The sequence below is a fragment of the Paenibacillus tyrphae genome (genome assembly GCF_024158745.1).
Classification (GTDB): Bacteria; Bacillota; Bacilli; order Paenibacillales; family NBRC-103111; genus Paenibacillus_G; species Paenibacillus_G tyrfis_A.
Window position 1 is genome coordinate 118,821 of record NZ_JAMZAW010000012.1, and the last position, 19,087, is coordinate 137,907.

14 protein-coding genes are annotated in these 19,087 nt (G+C 55.5%); 10 read left to right on the top strand and 4 right to left on the bottom strand.

What is annotated here, in order from left to right:
• Positions 1–92: 92 nt before the first annotated feature.
• Entirely contained in the window at positions 93–707 is a 615-nt protein-coding gene (locus tag NI000_RS19130) for a helix-turn-helix domain-containing protein (RefSeq protein ID WP_253413057.1), read from the bottom strand.
• Between the two features lie 223 nt (positions 708–930).
• Here NI000_RS19130 and NI000_RS19135 point away from each other — a divergent pair, with 223 nt between their 5' ends.
• The 3 genes from NI000_RS19135 to NI000_RS19145 all read left to right on the top strand — a co-directional run bounded on the left by NI000_RS19135 (position 931) and on the right by NI000_RS19145 (position 4,802).
• Positions 931–1,368, top strand: coding sequence for a hypothetical protein (locus tag NI000_RS19135; protein ID WP_036682434.1), 438 nt, complete (start codon positions 931–933; stop codon positions 1,366–1,368).
• A 180-nt stretch (positions 1,369–1,548) separates the two neighbouring features.
• Positions 1,549–3,588, top strand: a complete 2,040-nt coding sequence (locus NI000_RS19140; protein WP_253413058.1) for a glycoside hydrolase family 15 protein — start codon at positions 1,549–1,551, stop codon at positions 3,586–3,588.
• Complete coding sequence (locus tag NI000_RS19145) at positions 3,585–4,802, top strand: glucose 1-dehydrogenase (protein ID WP_253413059.1); 1,218 nt, start codon at positions 3,585–3,587, stop codon at positions 4,800–4,802. Before NI000_RS19140 ends, NI000_RS19145 begins: the two co-directional genes overlap by 4 nt.
• Before the next feature lie 69 nt (positions 4,803–4,871).
• Here NI000_RS19145 and NI000_RS19150 read toward each other — a convergent pair whose 3' ends face one another.
• Positions 4,872–5,381, bottom strand: coding sequence for a hypothetical protein (locus NI000_RS19150; protein ID WP_253413060.1), 510 nt, complete (start codon positions 5,379–5,381; stop codon positions 4,872–4,874).
• Between the two features lie 77 nt (positions 5,382–5,458).
• Positions 5,459–6,259 (bottom strand): AraC family transcriptional regulator, encoded by an 801-nt coding sequence (locus tag NI000_RS19155; RefSeq protein ID WP_253413061.1) that lies wholly within the window; start codon positions 6,257–6,259, stop codon positions 5,459–5,461.
• 121 nt (positions 6,260–6,380) lie between these two features.
• Here NI000_RS19155 and NI000_RS19160 point away from each other — a divergent pair, with 121 nt between their 5' ends.
• The 6 genes from NI000_RS19160 to NI000_RS19185 all read left to right on the top strand — a co-directional run bounded on the left by NI000_RS19160 (position 6,381) and on the right by NI000_RS19185 (position 18,040).
• Complete coding sequence (locus NI000_RS19160) at positions 6,381–6,809, top strand: disulfide oxidoreductase (protein ID WP_253413062.1); 429 nt, start codon at positions 6,381–6,383, stop codon at positions 6,807–6,809.
• A gap of 118 nt (positions 6,810–6,927) precedes the next feature.
• Positions 6,928–8,226, top strand: coding sequence for an alpha-glucosidase/alpha-galactosidase (gene melA / locus NI000_RS19165; protein ID WP_253413063.1), 1,299 nt, complete (start codon positions 6,928–6,930; stop codon positions 8,224–8,226).
• Between the two features lie 377 nt (positions 8,227–8,603).
• Positions 8,604–13,967 (top strand): S8 family serine peptidase, encoded by a 5,364-nt coding sequence (locus NI000_RS19170; protein WP_253413064.1) that lies wholly within the window; start codon positions 8,604–8,606, stop codon positions 13,965–13,967.
• 634 nt (positions 13,968–14,601) lie between these two features.
• Complete coding sequence (locus NI000_RS19175) at positions 14,602–15,774, top strand: delta-lactam-biosynthetic de-N-acetylase (RefSeq protein ID WP_253413065.1); 1,173 nt, start codon at positions 14,602–14,604, stop codon at positions 15,772–15,774.
• Positions 15,775–15,958: 184 nt separating this feature from the next.
• Positions 15,959–16,768, top strand: coding sequence for a glutamate racemase (gene racE / locus NI000_RS19180; protein WP_253413066.1), 810 nt, complete (start codon positions 15,959–15,961; stop codon positions 16,766–16,768).
• A gap of 69 nt (positions 16,769–16,837) precedes the next feature.
• Entirely contained in the window at positions 16,838–18,040 is a 1,203-nt protein-coding gene (locus NI000_RS19185) for a M14 family metallopeptidase (protein ID WP_253413067.1), read from the top strand.
• 79 nt (positions 18,041–18,119) lie between these two features.
• Here NI000_RS19185 and NI000_RS19190 read toward each other — a convergent pair whose 3' ends face one another.
• On the bottom strand, positions 18,120–18,677 hold the full coding sequence (locus NI000_RS19190; RefSeq protein WP_253413068.1) for a DJ-1/PfpI family protein: 558 nt from the start codon (positions 18,675–18,677) through the stop codon (positions 18,120–18,122).
• 171 nt (positions 18,678–18,848) lie between these two features.
• Between NI000_RS19190 and NI000_RS19195 the strand changes: the two genes are divergently transcribed.
• Positions 18,849–19,085, top strand: a complete 237-nt coding sequence (locus NI000_RS19195) for a hypothetical protein (RefSeq protein ID WP_054972183.1) — start codon at positions 18,849–18,851, stop codon at positions 19,083–19,085.
• The last annotated feature ends 2 nt before the right edge of the window (positions 19,086–19,087 follow it).

The following is a 19,087-nucleotide window of genomic DNA, read 5'->3' on the forward strand; positions in this document are numbered from 1 at the left end:
CCCGCTCCTACTGGCAGAATCGGATACAAAAATAGCCCGCGGCAGTCGTTCGCGCTCACGGGCGGTGATAGACACAATGGTGCAGGATGAAGCTAGACGTTCTTCTCCGCTGTGGAGAAAGCTGCCGATTTGCCGCTTTTGCTGAAGGAAAATTCCAGACTCTTTTTGGTGTTGATCGCCACTTTGCGCAGTAGTTGTTCGTGGTATTTCCGTTGGCGGATTGCTGAGATGGTGACGAACGGGCCCTCGCCGTTTTCATTAAAATAAAGCCGGCCGCGCCTTTCGTCATATTTGCGGATGTGATTGAAATTGACGTAAAGATCGGTGTCCATCTTCTTGAAATCGTTCTCTTCCAACCGGTCCAAAAAGCTGCTGAAATCAAGCAGCGACTCAATGCTCCTCGTTATTGTCGCTCCTTTCTGGTAATACGTAATTTCTTTCATGCCGATCTCGATGAAGTAGACGTTCGACAGGTCCATATCCTCGTTTTGCTTGGGGGCCAGGGACGATGCAATATGACTGCTCATCAGATGCCCTGCCTTAATCATCAAATCGGTATAGGGGTAGCCGTATGCAGCCGACAGCTTCTGAAGCGTATCCGGCGACGGGGTTATTTTGTCATTGGTCGAACGGTTTCGCTCAAGCTCAAGATCCCGGATGTAGGCATGGGAAAGACCGCTTTTGCGAGCCGCTTCTCGCAAAGACATCGAACCTCGAAGACCCTCAAGAAATTTTCCGAAATCGGGAATAGGTTGTCCCAAACCTGGTCACTCCTCTCTGAAACTATTGTAATGGACAAACGTATGAAAGGAAATAGCAATTTCTAAAAAAGCGTTTATCATAGTTATCTGCCTCTTGACTCTATGTAATACGAATACTACATTAGAAGTAGCACACTTTTTTAGCTTTACAAAAGGGGGTGGGATTGTAATGAGAGACAAAGTTATGAATCGTTGGAGCACCTACGAACCCTACTATATTGAATTTAATGGTTATAAAGTAGCAGATATCGTCATTACCAGCCATGCGCTCAGCCGATGGTCGGAGCGTGTGGAGAACGAGCAAGGCGGAATTGAGCATATTTGCTCCTTTTTGTGGGAAAGATTGAAGAACTGTAAAGTCCAACCTTATTATGCAAATGAAAAAGACGTTTACCTGATTGACGATGACCTTGTGATGGTCGCCGAGTTTGTCGAATTGAAGGATGAAACCGATATTGCAGGCAATCCTCTGCATAAAATGATTGTCGTTACGTTCTTGGGCCGCGTATCCCAGGATATTCAACTTCGCGATTTGAAAGCCTATTACTCCTGGCTGCGCCACACCCGTCGCATGACCTTGGTGAAACACGGAAGAAAACGCAAATAAGCGGCACTTGCCCATAACCATATTCATAACGAAGGCTGGCCTCTACAGGTCGGCCTTTTCTTACATTTACTTTTAGTATACCATAATATACCAAAGGATGCGACGGGTTTTTATGTCGAATGCATAAATTCCTTCCACTCATGGGGAAAATTAGGGTGAGCAGGAAGGGGATGAAGCGTTATGGCCCGTGATTTGCCTATAGGCAACGGCAACGTGCTTATTAATTTTGACGTCCATTACAATGTTCGTGATATTTATTTCCCTTATGTCGGTCAGGAGAATCAAGCGCTGGATCATTTATCGCATTTTGGCGTGTGGACGGCGGAAGATTTTTTCTGGATCGACCACCCGGAGCTGAAGAAGCAGTCCGGCTATTTGAACGATACCCTGATTACGAACGTCGTCTGTACGCACGAACGGCTCGGCCTCAAGCTGCAGCTTCGTGACGGCGTGGACGTACAGGAGAATGTCTTTATCCGCAAGGTGGTCGTGGAAAACGACTGGGACCGGGAACGCGAGGTGAAGCTGTACTTCCATCTGGATCTGCATTTGTACGGCAACGGCGTGGGCGATACGGCATACTACGACCCGGAATTGAGATCGCTTGTATTTTACAAGGGGCACCGGTACTTGTCGTTGTCGGGCCGGGGGCCAGATCAGAAGGAGGCGGGAGTGACTTCGTATGCGACCGGGCAAAAGGAAATGAACCGGCTCGAAGGGACTTGGCGGGATGCGGAAGACGGACGGCTCGGCGGCAATCCGATTGCACAAGGGTCGGTTGACGGAACGGTCGAGCTGGCCTTGCGGGTACCGGCCAAGGGTGCAAAGGAAGCCTGGTTCTGGATTTGCTTCGCCCGGGCAGATCAGGAGATCCGCAAGCTGGAGCGCACGGTCCGTTCGGCTACGCCGCAAGCGCTGCTGCAGCGCACGTACAACTACTGGGGGCAATGGCTCGGACAGGATCGGCACGATTTGAAGCTGCTTGAGCCGGACATCGCTTCCTTTTACAAGCGCAGCCTGCTCGTGGTCCGCACGAATACGGACAACCGGGGGGCCATCTTGGCTGCCAACGATTCAGACATTTTGAAGTTTGCGCGCGATACGTATTCGTATATGTGGCCGCGGGACGGCGCGCTAATCGCGCATGCGCTTGACCGAAGCGGATACCATGCGCTGACGAAACGATTTTTCCAGTTTTGCAAGCGGGGCTTGTCGGAGGACGGCTATTTGCTCCACAAGTACAACCCCGACGGCTCCGTCGGTTCGAGCTGGCACCCGTGGGTCAATGCCCACGGCGAGAAGCAGCTTGCCATCCAGGAGGACGAGACGGCGCTTGTACTGTTCGCGCTGTGGCATCACCATCGTCAGGCCCGGACGCTGGATGAAGCGCGCGACGACTACGACAACCTCGTCCTGCCTGCGGCCGATTTCATGGCGCGTTATACCGACGCTTCCGGATTGCCGCTGCCTTCGCACGACCTGTGGGAGGAACGCTACGGCGTGCATTTGTTCACGGTCGCGAGCGTCTATGCGGGGCTGCTTGCCGCTGCGGGCTTCGCCGAGCATTTCGGGGACAAGCTGAGGGCGATGCATTACCGGGATAAGGCGGGCAGCGTGAAGCAGGCGGTCGAGCACTCGCTTTATTCCGAGCAGGAGCAGCGGTTTATCCGTTCGCTCTATTGGAATGACGAGAAGCAGGCGTACGAGCCGGATTTAACGCTGGATGCGAGCATGTACGCGATATTCGACTTCGGAATGTTTCCGCCGGACGACCCGCGGGTCGTTTCTACCATGAAAGCAATCCGCCAGCAGCTCTGGGTGCAGACGGAAGTGGGCGGGCTTGCCCGGTATTCCAACGATTATTATCATCAGGTGACGAAGGATGTCGGCAAGGTGCCCGGCAACCCGTGGTTTATTTGCACGCTCTGGTATGCGGAATATGTGATTGCCGCGGCGAAGAGCGAAGAAGAGCTGAAGGAGGCGGCCGATCTGCTGCGATGGACGATGAGTCATGCGCTGCCTTCGGGGATTTTGGCCGAACAGGTGCATCCGTTCAGCGGCGAGCCGATGTCCGTTTCGCCGCTGACCTGGTCCCATGCGACGTTCGTCAAGGTGGTGCAGGAATATTTGGCGAAGCTGAAGCTGTTCCGGCACCAGGAACGGGGCCGCGAGGATCAGAGTGACGCGAAGCTGCTTCATGCGGCGGGTGAGAAGCGATGAAGGCGGTGCGCGTAACCGGTCTGGCACCAGCGGGCGGAACGGGGGCCGGGGCGGCGTCGCCGAAGCTGGAGCTGGTTGAGGTCGAGCGTCCCGTACAGCAGACGAAGACGGACGTGCTTGTCCGCGTGCTCTGCATCGGCCTTGATGGGACGGACCGCGAGATCATGAGCGAAAAGTACGGCGTGCCGCCGGCTGGCGAAACGTCGCTGACGATCGGGCACGAATCGCTCGGCGTCGTGGAAGAGGCGGCTCCGGCCACGGGCTTCGCGCCGGGAGACGCGGTCTGCGCCTTGGTGCGCAGGCCGTGCGCGGAGCCGGGATGCGTCAACTGCCGCAACGGGCAGCAGGATTTCTGCGAAACGGGGCAGTATACGGAACGCGGCATCCGTGGCGCGCATGGGTATTTGTCTGACTATTATGTCGAGGATGCGAGATATTTGGTCAAGGTGCCCGCGGGAAGTCTCGCCTACGGGATCTTGGCCGAGCCGCAGAGCATTGTCGAGAAGGTGTGGAACGAGGTGCAGCGCATTCAGCAGCGGCTCGTCTGGCAGCCGAGGACGGCTGTAGTGCTCGGCTCGGGACCGCTTGGGCTGCTCGCTGCGCTAACGTGCCGGTGTCTGGGCCTGGATACTGTGGTATGGTCCAAGTCGCCGGACGATTCGATCGGGGCCGAACTGGTGCGGGCCTGCGGAGCGATGTACGCGCGGGCGGAAGACGAAGCGGCCGCCCCGGCGGGCTCCGGGGGCACTCCCGCCGAATCCCCGCTGGGGGCGTTCCTGCAACGAAACGGCCGGCGCGCGGACCTCATCTTCGAATGCACGGGCTACAGCCCGCTCGCGTTTGACGCGATGGCCGCCTTGGGGCCGAACGGTGTGCTGGCGCTCCTCGGCGTAACCCCGGGCAACCGGAGCATCCGGATTTCCTCCGACCAGATTAACCAGGAGCTGGTGCTGGAGAACAAATGCGTACTCGGCTCGGTGAACGCGTCGCGCAAGGACTTTGAAACCGGGCTGTACCGGTTGAAGCAGATGGAAGCCCGTTTTCCCGGCCTGCTGGGCAGATTGATGACCGACCGGCTGACGCTACAGCAGGTGCCGCAGCTGGATTTCGGCCGGATCACCGTCAAAGCTGTGGTCGATCTTGTGCCGCGGGAGCAATGGGCCGGACTGGTCCGGCACGAAGCGAACGAGGTGGCGTACAGCTTCTCGGTGTAAGGCAGCGTTTTTATAAGATGCGTAAAAAATAAGCGGGCAGCGCTTTCGAATGTGAAAGCGGCTGTCCGCTTATTTTTGTTTGGGATCACGGCGAGCAATGACGAAGCTTGTCAGCATAACCAAACATACGACTGCCCCGACCGCTCCTGCAACCGTCAAGCTCCATGGCGCTGACGGGGAGCCCTTGGGCGTAAAGGATGCCGGGGGAAAAGACGCCGTATCCCCGTTTCCCAGCTCCCACAGCGCCGTTCGGCCGCAGAGGTGCGCAGTCAGCACTCCGTTTTTCTGGGCGGCGTAGACGAGATACGCCTCGCCTTGCTGCACCGTCATCCACATGGTGCTTACCTGCACGTCGATTTTTCCGGAAGCGACGCCCTTCCAGGCTTCTGTCACCTCGAACGTCGTTGCTCCGTTTTTTCGCTCGCCAACGGCTTTGCCATGAAATACAACTGTGCTGCGGGCGAATTCCTCATTGACGGACGGTTGTCTGGCACAGGATAGCGCGTTTGCCTCTCCTGCAGGCCATATCAGCCCGAAGACCCAGATCAGAAGCAAGGCTGCCGGGAAATAGCGTCTCATCAGGAATATAGTTCTCCTTTCCGCTCGGGTGTTGGAGTCTTCCTCCCCTCAAGACGCGCCGGTCCGCCCAAAAGTTGCTAGCCTCCGCAGTCGTACGGATTGACCTGCTGATGGTGACGGTATTCGGAAGGCGAGCGCCCGTAATATTTTTTGAACTGCTTGGAGAAGTACAGCGCATCGCCGAAGCCGACGGAGGAGGCGACCTGCTCGATCGTCAGCGGCCCCTGAAGCAGCAGCTTCGCGCGCTCCATGCGGATTTTCAGCAAAAACTGCATGGGCGACAGACCGGTGTGCTGCTTGAACATTTTTGACAGGTGCGTCCGGTGGTACCCGAGCGTCTGAGCCATCTGCTCGATGGAGATCGGCTGGTAATACTGCAGCGTCAACCACCGAATCGCCTGTTCCACCTGCTGCTGAATGACGGAGCCTTCCTCTTTCGGCACCTCCTCGCGCATCCGGTCCTGTGCGTATTCGCCGAGCAAGAGGCGCAAGTAGCCGCCCGCTTGCATATCACAGCCGGGTTTGGAGAGCTGCAGCGTTTTTTCCAATTGATAATAAAGCGCTATTAATCGGCGCAGCCGGTCGGAGGAAATCACCGGTTTATCCGGGGAGATGCCGGCCTTGCCTAAAAACTCGTCCGCCCGTTCGCCCTTGAAGCCGACCCAGCGGTACGCCCACGGCTCCGAGGCATCCGAAACGTAGGTGACCAGCTCGCCGGGAAAAATAAAGAAGCTGCTGCCTCGCTCCAGACGGTAATCCCGATGCACGCAGCGAAAACTGCCCCGGCCCGAAACGACCGTATGCACCAAATGATAGTCCAGCACCTGCGGTCCGACCTTGTGCTGCGCTGCGGTCTGGGCGTGGCCTGCGAACAGCACGGTCAGCTCGCCTTTGCCGGGGTGAGGATTGAACGCCGCCTCGTGATAGACATGAGCTATGATGGTACACCTCCGTCAGTTTTGATATGATGTAGACAAGAAAGAAGGGAGAGATTGACGAATGAATTGGAAGCAGACCATCCGGGAGAACGGGCACCATCTGTCATGGGTTGTGGCGCTCACGGCTACGCTGGGGAGCCTGTATTTTTCGGAGATTATGATGTTTGCCCCATGCAAGCTGTGCTGGTACCAGCGCATCCTGATGTATCCACTCGTGATTATACTGGGCATCGCAGCCGTGCGCAAGGAACGACATATGTACCTGTATGTTCTGCCAATGTCCATTTGGGGCGGGGGCATTTCGCTATACCATTACCTCATGCAGAAGACCGACTGGTTCAAGACCGGAGCAGCGGCGTGCGGCCCGGTTCCATGCGACTTGGACTATATCGATTGGTTCGGGTTCGTCACGATTCCGTTCCTGGCGCTGGTCGCATTCGCGCTGATTACGGTTCTGCAAATTTTGATGTGGGTGGCTGAAAAGAAATAAGACGCACTACATTTCTCCATACGAAAGTGGTTTGTGTCCATATGCATTCCCAGCGAAGCGGAGTATAGTCAAAGCAGGTAAGACATTGACGTTTCCACAAGCGGGGAGGCAAAAGAAGATGGCAAAGATTACTTTTCTTGGAGCAGGCAGTACCGTATTCGCCAAAAACGTGCTCGGCGACGTCATGCTCACGCCGGCGCTGCAGGAGTTCGAGCTGGCATTGTTCGACATCGACTTGGAGCGGCTGAAGGATTCCGAGAACATGCTGAACAATCTGAAAATCTCGCTCGGCAGCGGCTGCACAGTGAAAGCGTATACGGACCGGAAGGAAGCGCTGCGCGGCGCGAAATATGTCGTGAACGCCATCCAGGTCGGCGGGTACGATCCTTGCACGATTACGGATTTTGAAATTCCCAAGAAGTACGGCCTTCGTCAAACGATTGCCGATACGATAGGGATCGGCGGCATTTTTCGGAACCTGCGCACCATACCAGTCATGCTGGATTTTGCCAAGGACATCCAAGAGGTTTGTCCGGACGCCTGGTTTTTGAATTACACGAACCCGATGGCGGTATTGACCAATGCGATGATTACATACGGCGGCGTCAAGACGGTAGGGCTATGCCACAGCGTACAGGCATGCGTGCCGCATCTGTTCCGCTGCTTGGGGCTGGACAGCGGGGGAGTGCAGGCGAAGATCGCGGGCATCAACCATATGGCATGGCTGCTGGAGGTGACGAAGGACGGCGTAGACCTGTATCCCGAGATCAAGCGCCGCGCTTCGGAGAAGCAGAAGGAGAAGCATGGGGATATGGTGCGCTACGAGCTGATGTTCCGGTTCGGCTATTACGTGACGGAATCCTCGGAGCATAACGCCGAATATCACCCTTACTTTATCAAGAAGAAGTATCCCGAGCTGATCGAGCAGTTCAACATTCCGCTGGACGAATACCCGCGCCGCTGCATCCACCAGATCGAGAAATGGAAGACGATGCGCGAGGAACTCGTCAACGACAAGAGCCTGACACACAGCCGTTCGAATGAGTACGCATCGTACATGCTCGAAGCGATGGAGACGGATAAGCCGTTCAAGATCGGCGGCAACGTGATGAATTCCGGACTTATTACGAATTTGCCGAAGGAAGCGTGCGTCGAGGTGCCGTGCCTTGTCGATGCGAGCGGCGTGACGCCGACGTATGTCGGGGACCTTCCGCCGCAGCTGGCCGCGCTCAACCGCACGAACATCAATACCCAACTGCTGACGCTGGAAGCGGCCGTCACCGGCAAAAAGGAGCACATCTACCATGCCGCGCTGCTGGACCCGCACACGTCGGCCGAGCTGTCGATCGACGACATCGTGGCGCTGTGCGACGATCTGATCGAGGCTCATGGCGATTGGCTGCCGAAATTTCGGTGAATAAGCTGTCGAAAGTATGGTAAATAAGATACATTGAAAATATTCAAGCGCTATAAGAGACAGGATTACCGATCTCTTGAAGCGCTTTTTTGTAGTGCTTGCATACCATTTTCTTATTTTATTGTATAAATTTACATATTTGTTCTTGTGCATCTTATTTTACAAGATTATACTATCATCATTATCAGCTACTCTATTAAAATCTCATAGGGATATGCTTCGACAATCGAATTCCCTTGCTTCGTCCCTGCTTGGAGGTGATTGTTCGTCGACTCTCATTCCGGTAAGGCATGACTTGAAAGCAACCAGATCCGCAGATGTTCTCTCTGGAGGATGCCACGAAATTGCTGAAACCAAGTCAAAGGAGCGGATGAATATTGTTGAAGCACAAAAAGTTAAGTAAACATCTTTCCCTGGGGATGGCTATTCTCCTATCGCTAACCTTCAGTTATCCGGCCAGTGCCGATAACACAAGCGTCTCTCAAAAGACCGATCTCAAATCCAGCTCTCCCCGCATCGCCACCGATAAAGTTTCTTCCAAGCTCAGCCAGCAGTTTGCCGATGACGAATACGTCACTTACCTCGTTAAAATGAAAGAGCAGACGGATACGACAGCTGCTTCCAAAAATGCCCTGCAAAAATTCACTGCCGAAAAAGCCACGCCAGCTGCAATCAAGCTTGCCAGACGGAGCTCCGTTGTCAGCTCGCTCCGCGAAACGGCTTCCCGCTCGCAGCAATCATTGGAACATTATCTGAAGAAAGAGCTTGAGCAGGGGGGAGTTAAGGATTACAAGAGCTTCTTTATTGTAAACGCCATGGCGGTAACGAGCAGCAAATCCGTCATGGAGAATATCGCCCAGCTCCCGGAAGTCGACAAAATTTTGCCGAATGAAGAGCGGTTCCTGGATAAAGTGGAAATCGACAAAGAAGCTGAGGCCAAAACGGATGCAGTCAAACAGGATAATGTGAAAACGGATGCGATCAAACCGAGCAACGTGGAGTGGAACATCTCCCAGGTCAATGCTCCTGAGGTTTGGGCCAAGGGCATCGACGGCACCGGCATCGTGGTGGCCAACCTGGATTCGGGCGTGGAGTACACGCATCCCGCGCTACAGCGCAAGTGGCGGGGGCTGGACGCTTCCGGGAACGTCGTGAATCCGGAGCTTAGCTGGTACGATCCCCACAGCAGATCGCCGCTGCCGGCTGACGGAGACGGCCACGGTACCCATACGATGGGAACGATGGTCGGTTCGGAGGCGAACGGCACGAACCAAATCGGAGTTGCCCCCGGGGCCAAATGGATCGCGGTGCGGATCTTCAACCCGAGCACGACCGACGCCATTATTCTTGACGGCGCCCAATGGCTGCTTGCTCCCAAGGATGCGCAGGGTAATCTTCACCCCGAGCTGGCGCCGGATGTCGTGAACAACTCTTGGAGCGGCGGCGCGGGACTCGACGAATGGTTCCGGCCCATGGTTCAAGCTTGGCGGGACGCGCAAATTTTCCCCGAATTTTCGGCGGGGAACAAGAGAGCGACGAATCCCGGCGGACCCGGCTCCGTAGCCAATCCGGCCAACTATCCCGAAGCGTTCGCCACCGGCGCGACCGACATCAACAAGAACTTGGCCGATTTCTCGCTCCTTGGTCCTTCTCCTTACGGCGAGATTAAACCGGAGGTTTCGGCTCCCGGGGTCAATATCCGTTCTTCCGTGCCGGGTGGAAAATATGAGGGCGGCTGGAACGGTACCTCGATGGCCGGCCCGCATACGACCGCGATTGCCGGGCTTCTGCTGCAAGCCAATCATTCCTTGACGGTGGATCAGCTCGAGCAAATCCTTATGGATACGGCGACCAAGCGAACGGACAGCCAATATCCCGTCACCCCGAACAACGGATACGGTCACGGCATCGTCAACGCGCTTGATGCGGTCGGGTCCGTCCTGGAGGGAGTCGGTACGGTATCCGGCAAAGTCGTAACCGCCGGGGACGATGACGATGCTCCCGTATTGGAGCATACGCCGTTAACCCTCGTTTTCAAGGGGCTGGATGCCCGGGTTTCCGCCCGCGTGAAAGATAATGTAGCCGTGAACGCCGTCGAATTGTTTGCCAAAGTGGCAGGAACGGATCATTACACGTACATTCCGATGGAGCGCAAGTCGGGCGACAGCAAGGACGGTATCTATGAAGCGACGATCCCTGCGTTTCTGCTCGACACGAAAGGGCTGGAATATTATATCCGCGTGAACGATTACGGCAACAACGGCTTTAACAGCAGCGTGTACAAGATTCCGGTATCCAGCGGCGTTAAGCCGGGCTATTTCCAGGATTTCGAGAAAGACAATATGGGCTTTACCACGGGAGGCGAAGGGGGCGCTTGGGCTTGGGGCGTTCCGAGCAGCGGTCCGGGAAGCGCTTATTCCGGGCAAAAGGTGGTCGCCACCAATCTGACCGGCACTTATCCGGCCAGCGCCAACTCCTATTTGCTTGCCCCGCCGATCGATCTTACGGCAAGTCCGGAAGGAGCCGTGCTTTCCTTTAAGCACTGGTACGACTTGGAAAATAATATCGACTTCGGCAAAGTGTACATCGCCTCCAAGACCAGCGACGATGCTTTCGTGCCGCTGTTGACCTTCACGGGAAGCAGCGGGGGCTGGAAAACGCAGTATGTGGACTTGAAGCCGTACGCGGGCCAAGAGATTTCCCTGATGTTTAATTTGACCAGCGACGCCTCAATGCAGAAAGCGGGATGGTATATCGACGATCTTTCCATCCAGCCGCCGGATCATGCCGCCCCGGCAGCCCCCGGCAGCTTGAGCGCTTCGGCAGACCCTGTCGGCAATGTCACGCTGACTTGGACTCCGCCCGCCGACGAAGATTTGAAGGAGTATAAGGTGTACCGCTCCACGCGTTCCGGCACAGGCTATGAAGCGATTGGCACAGTTACATCGGCAACGTATACCGATACGAATACGGTGGAGAATACCACCTACTACTATGCCGTAACCGCCAAAGATTACAGCGGTAACGAAAGCGTCAAGTCGAACGAAGCTTCGCTGACCGTTCGCCGTCCCGCTATCCTGTTCAGTGACTCTTTCGATTCGAATACGGATAACGGCTGGACCCACAGCGGAGCCAAGGACGAATGGGAACGTGGAGTGCCCGCTGCTCCCGGACCGGTAGAAGCCGTATCCAAGCCTAACGTATGGGGAACGGATCTGGACGGAACTTACGAGAACGGTGCCGACGCCTCGCTCGTTTCTCCGAGCATCAATCTGACGAATGTGACGAATGCAACGCTGGCGTTCCAGCATTGGTTTGAAATCGAAAGCGGCTACGACTACGGCTATGTGGAAATCTCGACAAACGGGGGAGACACTTGGTCCGAGTTGGGCAAATTCTCGCATAACACGAGCGGAAAGCAATGGAGCCCTGTTTACTACAATCTGGATAAATACACCGGGAAAGAGGTCCAAATCCGCTTCAGACTGAAAAGCGACAATACCGTATCGAAAGCCGGATGGTACATTGACAACTTCCAAGTACTGAATGTGACTACCGCCGTGCAGACGCAGAATACGGCTCCCGAGATGAATGTGCAAAAGCCGAAGCCGGTTTATGACAATCCGCTGTACAAGATCTCAAGAACTGAGAAAAGCGAGTTTAAGCCTGTAGTGAACAACGAGAGCGTAGGAACGGAGAGCTTGCCTGCAAGCGCAACTGTCACCGTGCTTGAAACCGGCCGTTCCGTCAAAACGGATGCTGCCACCGGACGCTACAGCTTGACACATGTGGCCGGCAAGTTCACGCTGAAGGCGGAAGCTTACGGGTACTATCCGCGGACCCAGTCTGTCACGATTACCGACGGGACCGACGTCAAAGCCAACTTTAATCTGGAAGCCATTCCTCACGGCCTAATTAACGGCACCGTGAAGGATGAACGTACCGGACAGCCGATCGCGGGCGCGGTCGTGGTTCTTCAGGAAGACCCCCGAGTCGCCCCTGTGACGACGAACGTCTATGGCGGGTTTAATCTGGATGTGATGGAAGGCAGCTATACGCTTTCCGTTTCGGCAAAAGATTACTATGGCAAAACGGCCAAAGTAACCGTTACTCCGAATGGCACCGTGGAGCTTCCGGTCACTCTGAAACCGTTCATCGGCTTCCCCGGTGAAATTGCTTACGACGATGGCACGCCCGAGAATGCAAGAGCCTTCAATGCGGCCAACAATGCCTGGGCCGTTCGGATGACGCCGGAGTCCGGTTCCGCGCAAGTGACGGGCGTATCGCTCCGCTTCTGGAACACGGAATGGCCGCAGCCGGGCGGGACGGCGTTCCAATACGCCATTTATGACGCTTCCGGCGCCGGTGGGGCACCCGGGCGTCAGCTTGCCGGTCCGTTCGACGGCACCGCGCTTCGCAACAATCAATGGACGACGTTGGATTTGGCCGAGCCCGTCACCGTACAGGGCGACTTCTATGTCGTCTATATCCAGACGGTAGCCAATCCGAATTCACCTGGGCTTGCAACCGATGAGAGCGGTAAAAATGCACTGCGCAGCTGGCAGCGCGTCGGCGGCGCATGGAGCGCTTCTCCCAAAGAAGAGGGGAACTACATGATCCGCGCGGTCGTCCGCTATCCGGTGAACGCGCCCGTTATTACGACGCCTGCCGATGACTTCTACACGAAGCAGCCGACCGTTGCCGTCACAGGAACTTCTCCGGCGAACGGAGCGACCATCCAGTTGTATAACGGAACGGAAGTGGCCGGAACCGCCACCGTGCAGAACGGACAGTTCAGCTTGACCGTGCAGCTTAAGCCCGGGGCGAACCTGCTGAGCGCCGAAGCGGTCGTAGGCGGCAAGCCGACGGACCGTTCGGAGCCCGTCACCGTCACGCTGGACCAGACACCGCCGGAATTGGTCGTTCTCTCTCCGGTGGAGGGAGCAAGAACCAATAGTGAGGTGCTTCACGTTACGGGGACGGCGACCGACCAGTTCTTCAGCACGCTGACGGTGAACGGGCAGCGGGCCGAGATTGGCAACGACGGCGCCTTCGCTCATCGTATTTTGATCAATCCAGGCCAGAACCTTGTGACGGTAACGGCAAAAGACCTTGCCGACAATGAAACGACGGTCACCCGTGCCGTGTACGTCGATCTGTCCCTGCCGAAAATCAATAATCTCTCGCCTGCGGCCGATGTTCGACTCACTGCAGGACAGCCGCTTCATGTATCCTTCGACAGCACGCCCGGCCTGAATGCCTCTTTCCGCGTCGAATTGCCGCTGCTGCTGAGCAGCAAGGCGCGTAACGAGATTCCGTTGACGGAAACGAGACCGGGACACTACGAGGGAACTTATCAGACACCGTCGTCCTTAGTACTTAACGGCGGAGTCGTCGTTGTCCGTGTCTGGGATCGTGCGGGCAACCAAGCGGAATTCGAAGCGCCTGGCAAAGTGTACGTAACCGGCACCCAGCCTCCGGCCAATGTGCCGCCGGTCGCAGCCATTTCGGCGCCGGATACGGCGAAGAAGAAGCAGCAGGTTACGTTTAACGGCTCTGCGTCCCGCGATGCGGATGGAAAAATCGTCCGTTACGAATGGAAGTTCGGCGACGGCGGAACGGCTACCGGCGTCAAAGCGAAGCACCGTTTTACCACCGCTGGCACTTATACGGTGCAATTGACCGTCACCGACGATAAAGGGGCTCAAAATACGGCGGTGCACAAAATTACGATCAAGTAAGCGAAAGCTGCTCATTCGGCCTTCTGCGTATCAGTCGAAAGACCTCTGCGGTTTTGCGCAGGGGTCTTAGAGTTGAGAAAATGGTCAATTGAGATAATAGAGGTTACGAGGGGTGGGGTATCCACTTCCGACCGCTGTTGTCCTCGGGAAATTTGATTGAAAGCCGCTTGTTAGCGGACATTTCCCGAAGACAAAGGCGGCCGCTATCGCTTCTCCAGTGGATACCCCACCTCCGTTTGCATCTCTATTTTTGAAAAGCCCACTTGCTCAACAAGCTCCGACCTTTGCACTTCCGCTGCAGAGGTCTTTTTTTATGTGCCATGCCCGGTATGGACTTATTCCGCGAGCAAGGAGGGAAGCAGCAGGAAGACCGTCGAGAGACTTTCTGAGCGCCTTAAGGGGGCCGACAGTATATTTTGTAGCTTTTTAGCCTTGCCTGTAGCATGGTTTTTTGGCTTTTGATTTTTCGATTTAGATTAGTCATCGCTTTTTTTGCGTAATGGACTAGCGATATACGTCGGTTTGCCACATGTTACGTCGTTTGGTAAAATATATACGAACAATTATTCGTGTTCGATCGATGGATTTCTGACCGTACCAAATGACTCCACGACCAACGAAATGGGGAACAGCGATGAACAACAAGACAAAGGCGACTTGGATGCTTGCAGCGGCATTGTCTCTCATGCTTGCAGCTTGCAGCAGTGAGCGCGCCGCCGAGCCGCCCGCGCCGACCGAGTCGCCGAAACCGGCCGAAACACCTAAGCCGACCGATTCACCGAAAACGGTTGAATCCAAGAAGTCATCCGCTTTGTCCGGCGATTCTTCGGTTGTCCCGGCCCCGCCGGCGACCTCCGTCAACTCGGAGTCAGCCAAGGACGCGAAAACGGAGAAAGAGACGAAAGAAGCAAAAGCTAAAGAAACAAAAGAAACGAAAGAAACGAAAACGACGAAGGACAAACCGAACACGTCCGAGCCTGCGGACAAGCAAAGCCAGCTATCCGGCACAGCAGGAGCTGTCAATGATAACGGCAAAGCGGGCGCATCCGGACCGAAAAATCCGGCCGCAGCCGTCACGGGCGGCAAAACGAAGGAACCACCGGCAGCAGGAACTGGAGACCGCAAGGCGCTCTCGTGGTATTACATGAAGAAGCCCAAAGGCCAGGTCCCGAATTTCCCGGCGGAGACGAAAAACTACACGAAAGACATGAAGGCGCTCTGGGTCGGGACCGGGAAAAAAGTATATTTGACCATCGATACCGGCGGTCCGCTTGGAGATATCGATACGTTGGTCAAGTCGCTGAAGGATAACAAGGTGAAGGCGAATTTCTTTATCGCGGGCTATAACGTCAAGAAAAATCCCGATTTCATCCGGACGCTTGTGGCTGACGGGCATCTAATCGCCAACCACACGATGACGCATACGGATATGAATACGCAAACCGACGAGCAGGTGCGCAAAGAAATCGAAGATTACGAGAAGCTTTATAAAGATGTGACCGGGAAGGACATCCAGCCGTATTTTCGTTTTCCGTACGGCCGCTATAATATGCACTTATTGAAAATGGTATCCGATATGGGGTACACGTCCGTCTTCTGGTCTACGGCCATGCGCGACTGGGAGCCCCGCAAGAACGGGGCGGAGGACCCCTACAACGACATCATGAACAATTTGCATGACGGCAACATTATTTTAATGCATCAAGGTTCGCCGGAAAACATCCAGGCGCTGGATAAAATCATCAAAGCCGTCAAAAAAGCGGGCTACGAGTTTGCGCTGTTAAGCGATATCGAGCCTCCGAAGTAGTTTTCGTCCGGCACGCTCCGTTTTGAGCCGTGACCCGCCTCAGGGCGGGTTTTATTTTTGGCCGGGGTCTGTTAAGATAAAATGATCCGAACGGCGGAACAAGCCGAACCGGACACCTTTCCTTTTCGCCCTACATACCATAAACCTAGAAGTGAACAGACCAACATAAAGGAAGCGAATAACCGTGCAGCAAGCGATAGCCATATTGGATTCAGGAGTCGGCGGATTGACGGTGGTCAAAGAGGTCATGCGCCAACTGCCGCAGGAGAAAATCGTTTATTTCGGAGATACCGCCCGGACGCCTTACGGACCGAGGCCGGCCGAGGAGGTTACTCGCTTCACGCATCAGATCGTCGATTATTTGCTTCAGTTTCACCCGAAAATGGTGGTCATCGCCTGCAATACGGCAACGGCCGTCGCCTTGGAGGAGATCCGCGCCAGACTGGCCGTTCCTGTGGTCGGCGTCATTCATCCCGGAGCCCGGGCAGCGATCAAAATGACCCGCAACCAGAATATCGGCGTTATCGGAACGATCGGAACGATCCAAAGTAAAGCCTACGAAACGGCGCTGCGTCAAATTTCACCTCACATTGAAGTCGTGAGCCGGGCCTGTCCTTTGTTCGTGCCTTTGGTCGAGAAGGGCGTATTCCACGGTGAGCAAACCCGGCGGGTCGTCGAGGAATCGCTCAGCGAGCTGAAGGAAACCCCGATGGATTGCCTGATTCTCGGATGTACGCATTACCCATTCCTTGCGGATACGATTGCTTCGGTCATGGGACCGAATGTTACTTTGATTAACTCGGCGGAGGAGACCGCGCGGGAAATCAGCACGATCCTGTATCACAAGGGAATGCTGGCGACCTCCAATAAGCTGCCGGTTCATCAGTTTTTTTGCAGCGGAGATCCGTGGATGTTCAAGATGATTGCGCAAGGATGGCTGAACGAGCAGATCAGGGTAACGCCCGTTGTCTGGCAGGTTCCGAATATTATATAGCTCTCCGGCATATGCATTAGCGAACCCCGGGCCTTCGCGTTCGGGCAGTGAGCTGAGGAGGGCTGTCGGATGACATTTCCTTACGTCGTCAGACGCGGAGATACGCTCCATCGGGTCGCACGACGGTACGGTATGAACGTGACGGCGCTTTATGGGGCAAATCCGCATTTAAAAGAACACAGCTACTTGTATCCCGGCCAAGTTATCCACATTCCCGTAAGAACGACGAGCCGCTACGTCATTCAAGCGGGGGATACACTGTGGGATCTGGCCCAACGGTTCAATATTTCGTTGCCGGAGCTCCAGTCGGCCAACCCTGATGCGGACCCGCGTCGTCTGCGGATCGGACAAACCATTGTGCTTCCCGTAAGCAAAGGCTTGACGATTGTCGAAACGGACGTGGAGTACGATTATGCGGAGCTTATGGATGATTTGGACCGGCTGCTGGACACGTATCCTTTTCTGGAAATGACCGTCATCGGTCAATCCGTGCTCGGAAAAGATATTCCGGCGGTGCGCATCGGCACCGGCCCGCGGGAAGTGCATTATAACGGGGCGTTTCATGCGAACGAATGGATTACGTCGCTGCTGCTGATGAAGTTCATCGAGGATTATGCATCGGCCTATGCCGGAAGGAAGCCGCTGCGCAACCGGGATATGACCGCACTATATGAGCAAACCTCGCTGTGGGTCGTGCCTATGGTCAATCCGGACGGCGTGGAGCTTGTGCAGCAAGGGGTTACGCCGGAGCATCCTTATTATGAGGAACTGCTCCGGTGGAATTACGATTCGCAGCAGTTTTCCCGCTGGAAAGCGAACATCCGCGGCGTCGATCTGAACGACCAGTTTCCGGCCCATTGGGAGGCGGAACGCGACAGGCGGGAGGTGCCCGGTCCGGGTCCGCGGGACTATGCGGGACCTGCGCCGCTGTCCGAGCCGGAAGCGCAGGCGATGGAGGCGTTCACCTACGGGCATTCGTTTCGCCTAGTGATGGCGTTCCATACGCAGGGCAGAGAAATTTATTGGAACTACCGGGGGCAGGAGCCGCCGGAAGCCGAAGAAGCGGCACACCGGCTGGCGAAGGCGAGCGGCTATCGGGCCGTCAAGCTGACAGGCAGCGATGCCGGCTATAAGGATTGGTTCATTCAGGAGTTCGGCCGCTTAGGGTTCACCATCGAAGCGGGAATCGGCATCAACCCTCTACCGATCGAACAGTTCCCGCAAATGTACGACGACGCGATCGGAATCATGCTGGAAGGGTTGAAGCTGTAGAGGCTGCTCCGGCACAGTCAAAAAAGAAGTGCTTCCGCGAAGGTCCAGTGATCCGTGGCGGAAGCACTTCTTTTTCACTTTACTTCAAAAGCTTCAAAAATTCGCGCATGAATCCCGGCAGATCGGGCCAGGCATGCCCGGTGACGAGCTTTCCGTCCACATGAAGCGTGTCCGGGCCATAGGTGGCGCCGAGGCGCTCGATATCGGGGCGGCAAGCTGTATACGCGGTCATGGTGCGGCCCTTGAAATAGCCGTAGTCCGGAAGCGAGGCGAACACCTGAGCCGCATGACATATGGCTCCAACCGGCTTGTCGGCTTCCAGAAAATGAGTGATGATGCGGGGGACATTGGCATCGGAACGGATGTATTCCGGCGCCCGGCCACCCGGTATGATCAGCCCGTCATATTTGGACGGGTCCACTTCCGCAAAGGCAATATGAGACGGAAGCCGGTGACCGAGCTTCTCCGTATAGGTCTCCCAACCTTCGACGAAATCGTGCACGACGGTGTGAAGCGTCTTCTTCACAGGCGAGGCGATGACCGCTTCGTACCCTTCCTCCAACAGCCGGTAGTACGGGTAATACACCTCCAATACTTCAACCGCGTCTCCTGTCAGTACAAGTATTTTCTTGGACATGGTATCACTCCTTGGTAAAGGTTGGAATGTCACTCTCTCATTATGCTGGATGGGGGAAAAGCTGTAAACGGGTTGAAATTGTCGGGATTTGTCGAATCATTTCAGGATTGACGAAAGATGGTGTATACTGGAGTGAGAGGCCATTCGTACAAGGAAAGGGGACGATTCGTCATGTGGAAGCGATTGTGGTCACTGCGGCATTGGGGTCATGTATTCCGCCGAATTCTCCCGCTGCTGCGCTCGCCCAAAGTGCCGATAGGGGAAAAGCTGCTGTTCTTCGTCCCTGCGCTCGTGTATTGGATTATGCCCGATGCGCTGCCATTGATTCCGCTGGACGATATCGCCGTTACGATGCTGCTCATGAACTGGTTCACCGACCGGGCAGAGCGCAAATACGGCGCCACCTAAAC

Coding starts and splice junctions, on each gene's coding strand:
- NI000_RS19130 (WP_253413057.1), bottom strand. CDS start 707: ATGTCTTTGCGAGAAGCGGCTCGCAAAAGCGGTCTTTCCCATGCCTAC.
- NI000_RS19135 (WP_036682434.1), top strand. CDS start 931: ATGAGAGACAAAGTTATGAATCGTTGGAGCACCTACGAACCCTACTAT.
- NI000_RS19140 (WP_253413058.1), top strand. CDS start 1,549: ATGGCCCGTGATTTGCCTATAGGCAACGGCAACGTGCTTATTAATTTT.
- NI000_RS19145 (WP_253413059.1), top strand. CDS start 3,585: ATGAAGGCGGTGCGCGTAACCGGTCTGGCACCAGCGGGCGGAACGGGG.
- NI000_RS19150 (WP_253413060.1), bottom strand. CDS start 5,381: ATGAGACGCTATTTCCCGGCAGCCTTGCTTCTGATCTGGGTCTTCGGG.
- NI000_RS19160 (WP_253413062.1), top strand. CDS start 6,381: ATGAATTGGAAGCAGACCATCCGGGAGAACGGGCACCATCTGTCATGG.
- melA (WP_253413063.1), top strand. CDS start 6,928: ATGGCAAAGATTACTTTTCTTGGAGCAGGCAGTACCGTATTCGCCAAA.
- NI000_RS19175 (WP_253413065.1), top strand. CDS start 14,602: ATGAACAACAAGACAAAGGCGACTTGGATGCTTGCAGCGGCATTGTCT.
- NI000_RS19185 (WP_253413067.1), top strand. CDS start 16,838: ATGACATTTCCTTACGTCGTCAGACGCGGAGATACGCTCCATCGGGTC.
- NI000_RS19190 (WP_253413068.1), bottom strand. CDS start 18,677: ATGTCCAAGAAAATACTTGTACTGACAGGAGACGCGGTTGAAGTATTG.
- NI000_RS19195 (WP_054972183.1), top strand. CDS start 18,849: ATGTGGAAGCGATTGTGGTCACTGCGGCATTGGGGTCATGTATTCCGC.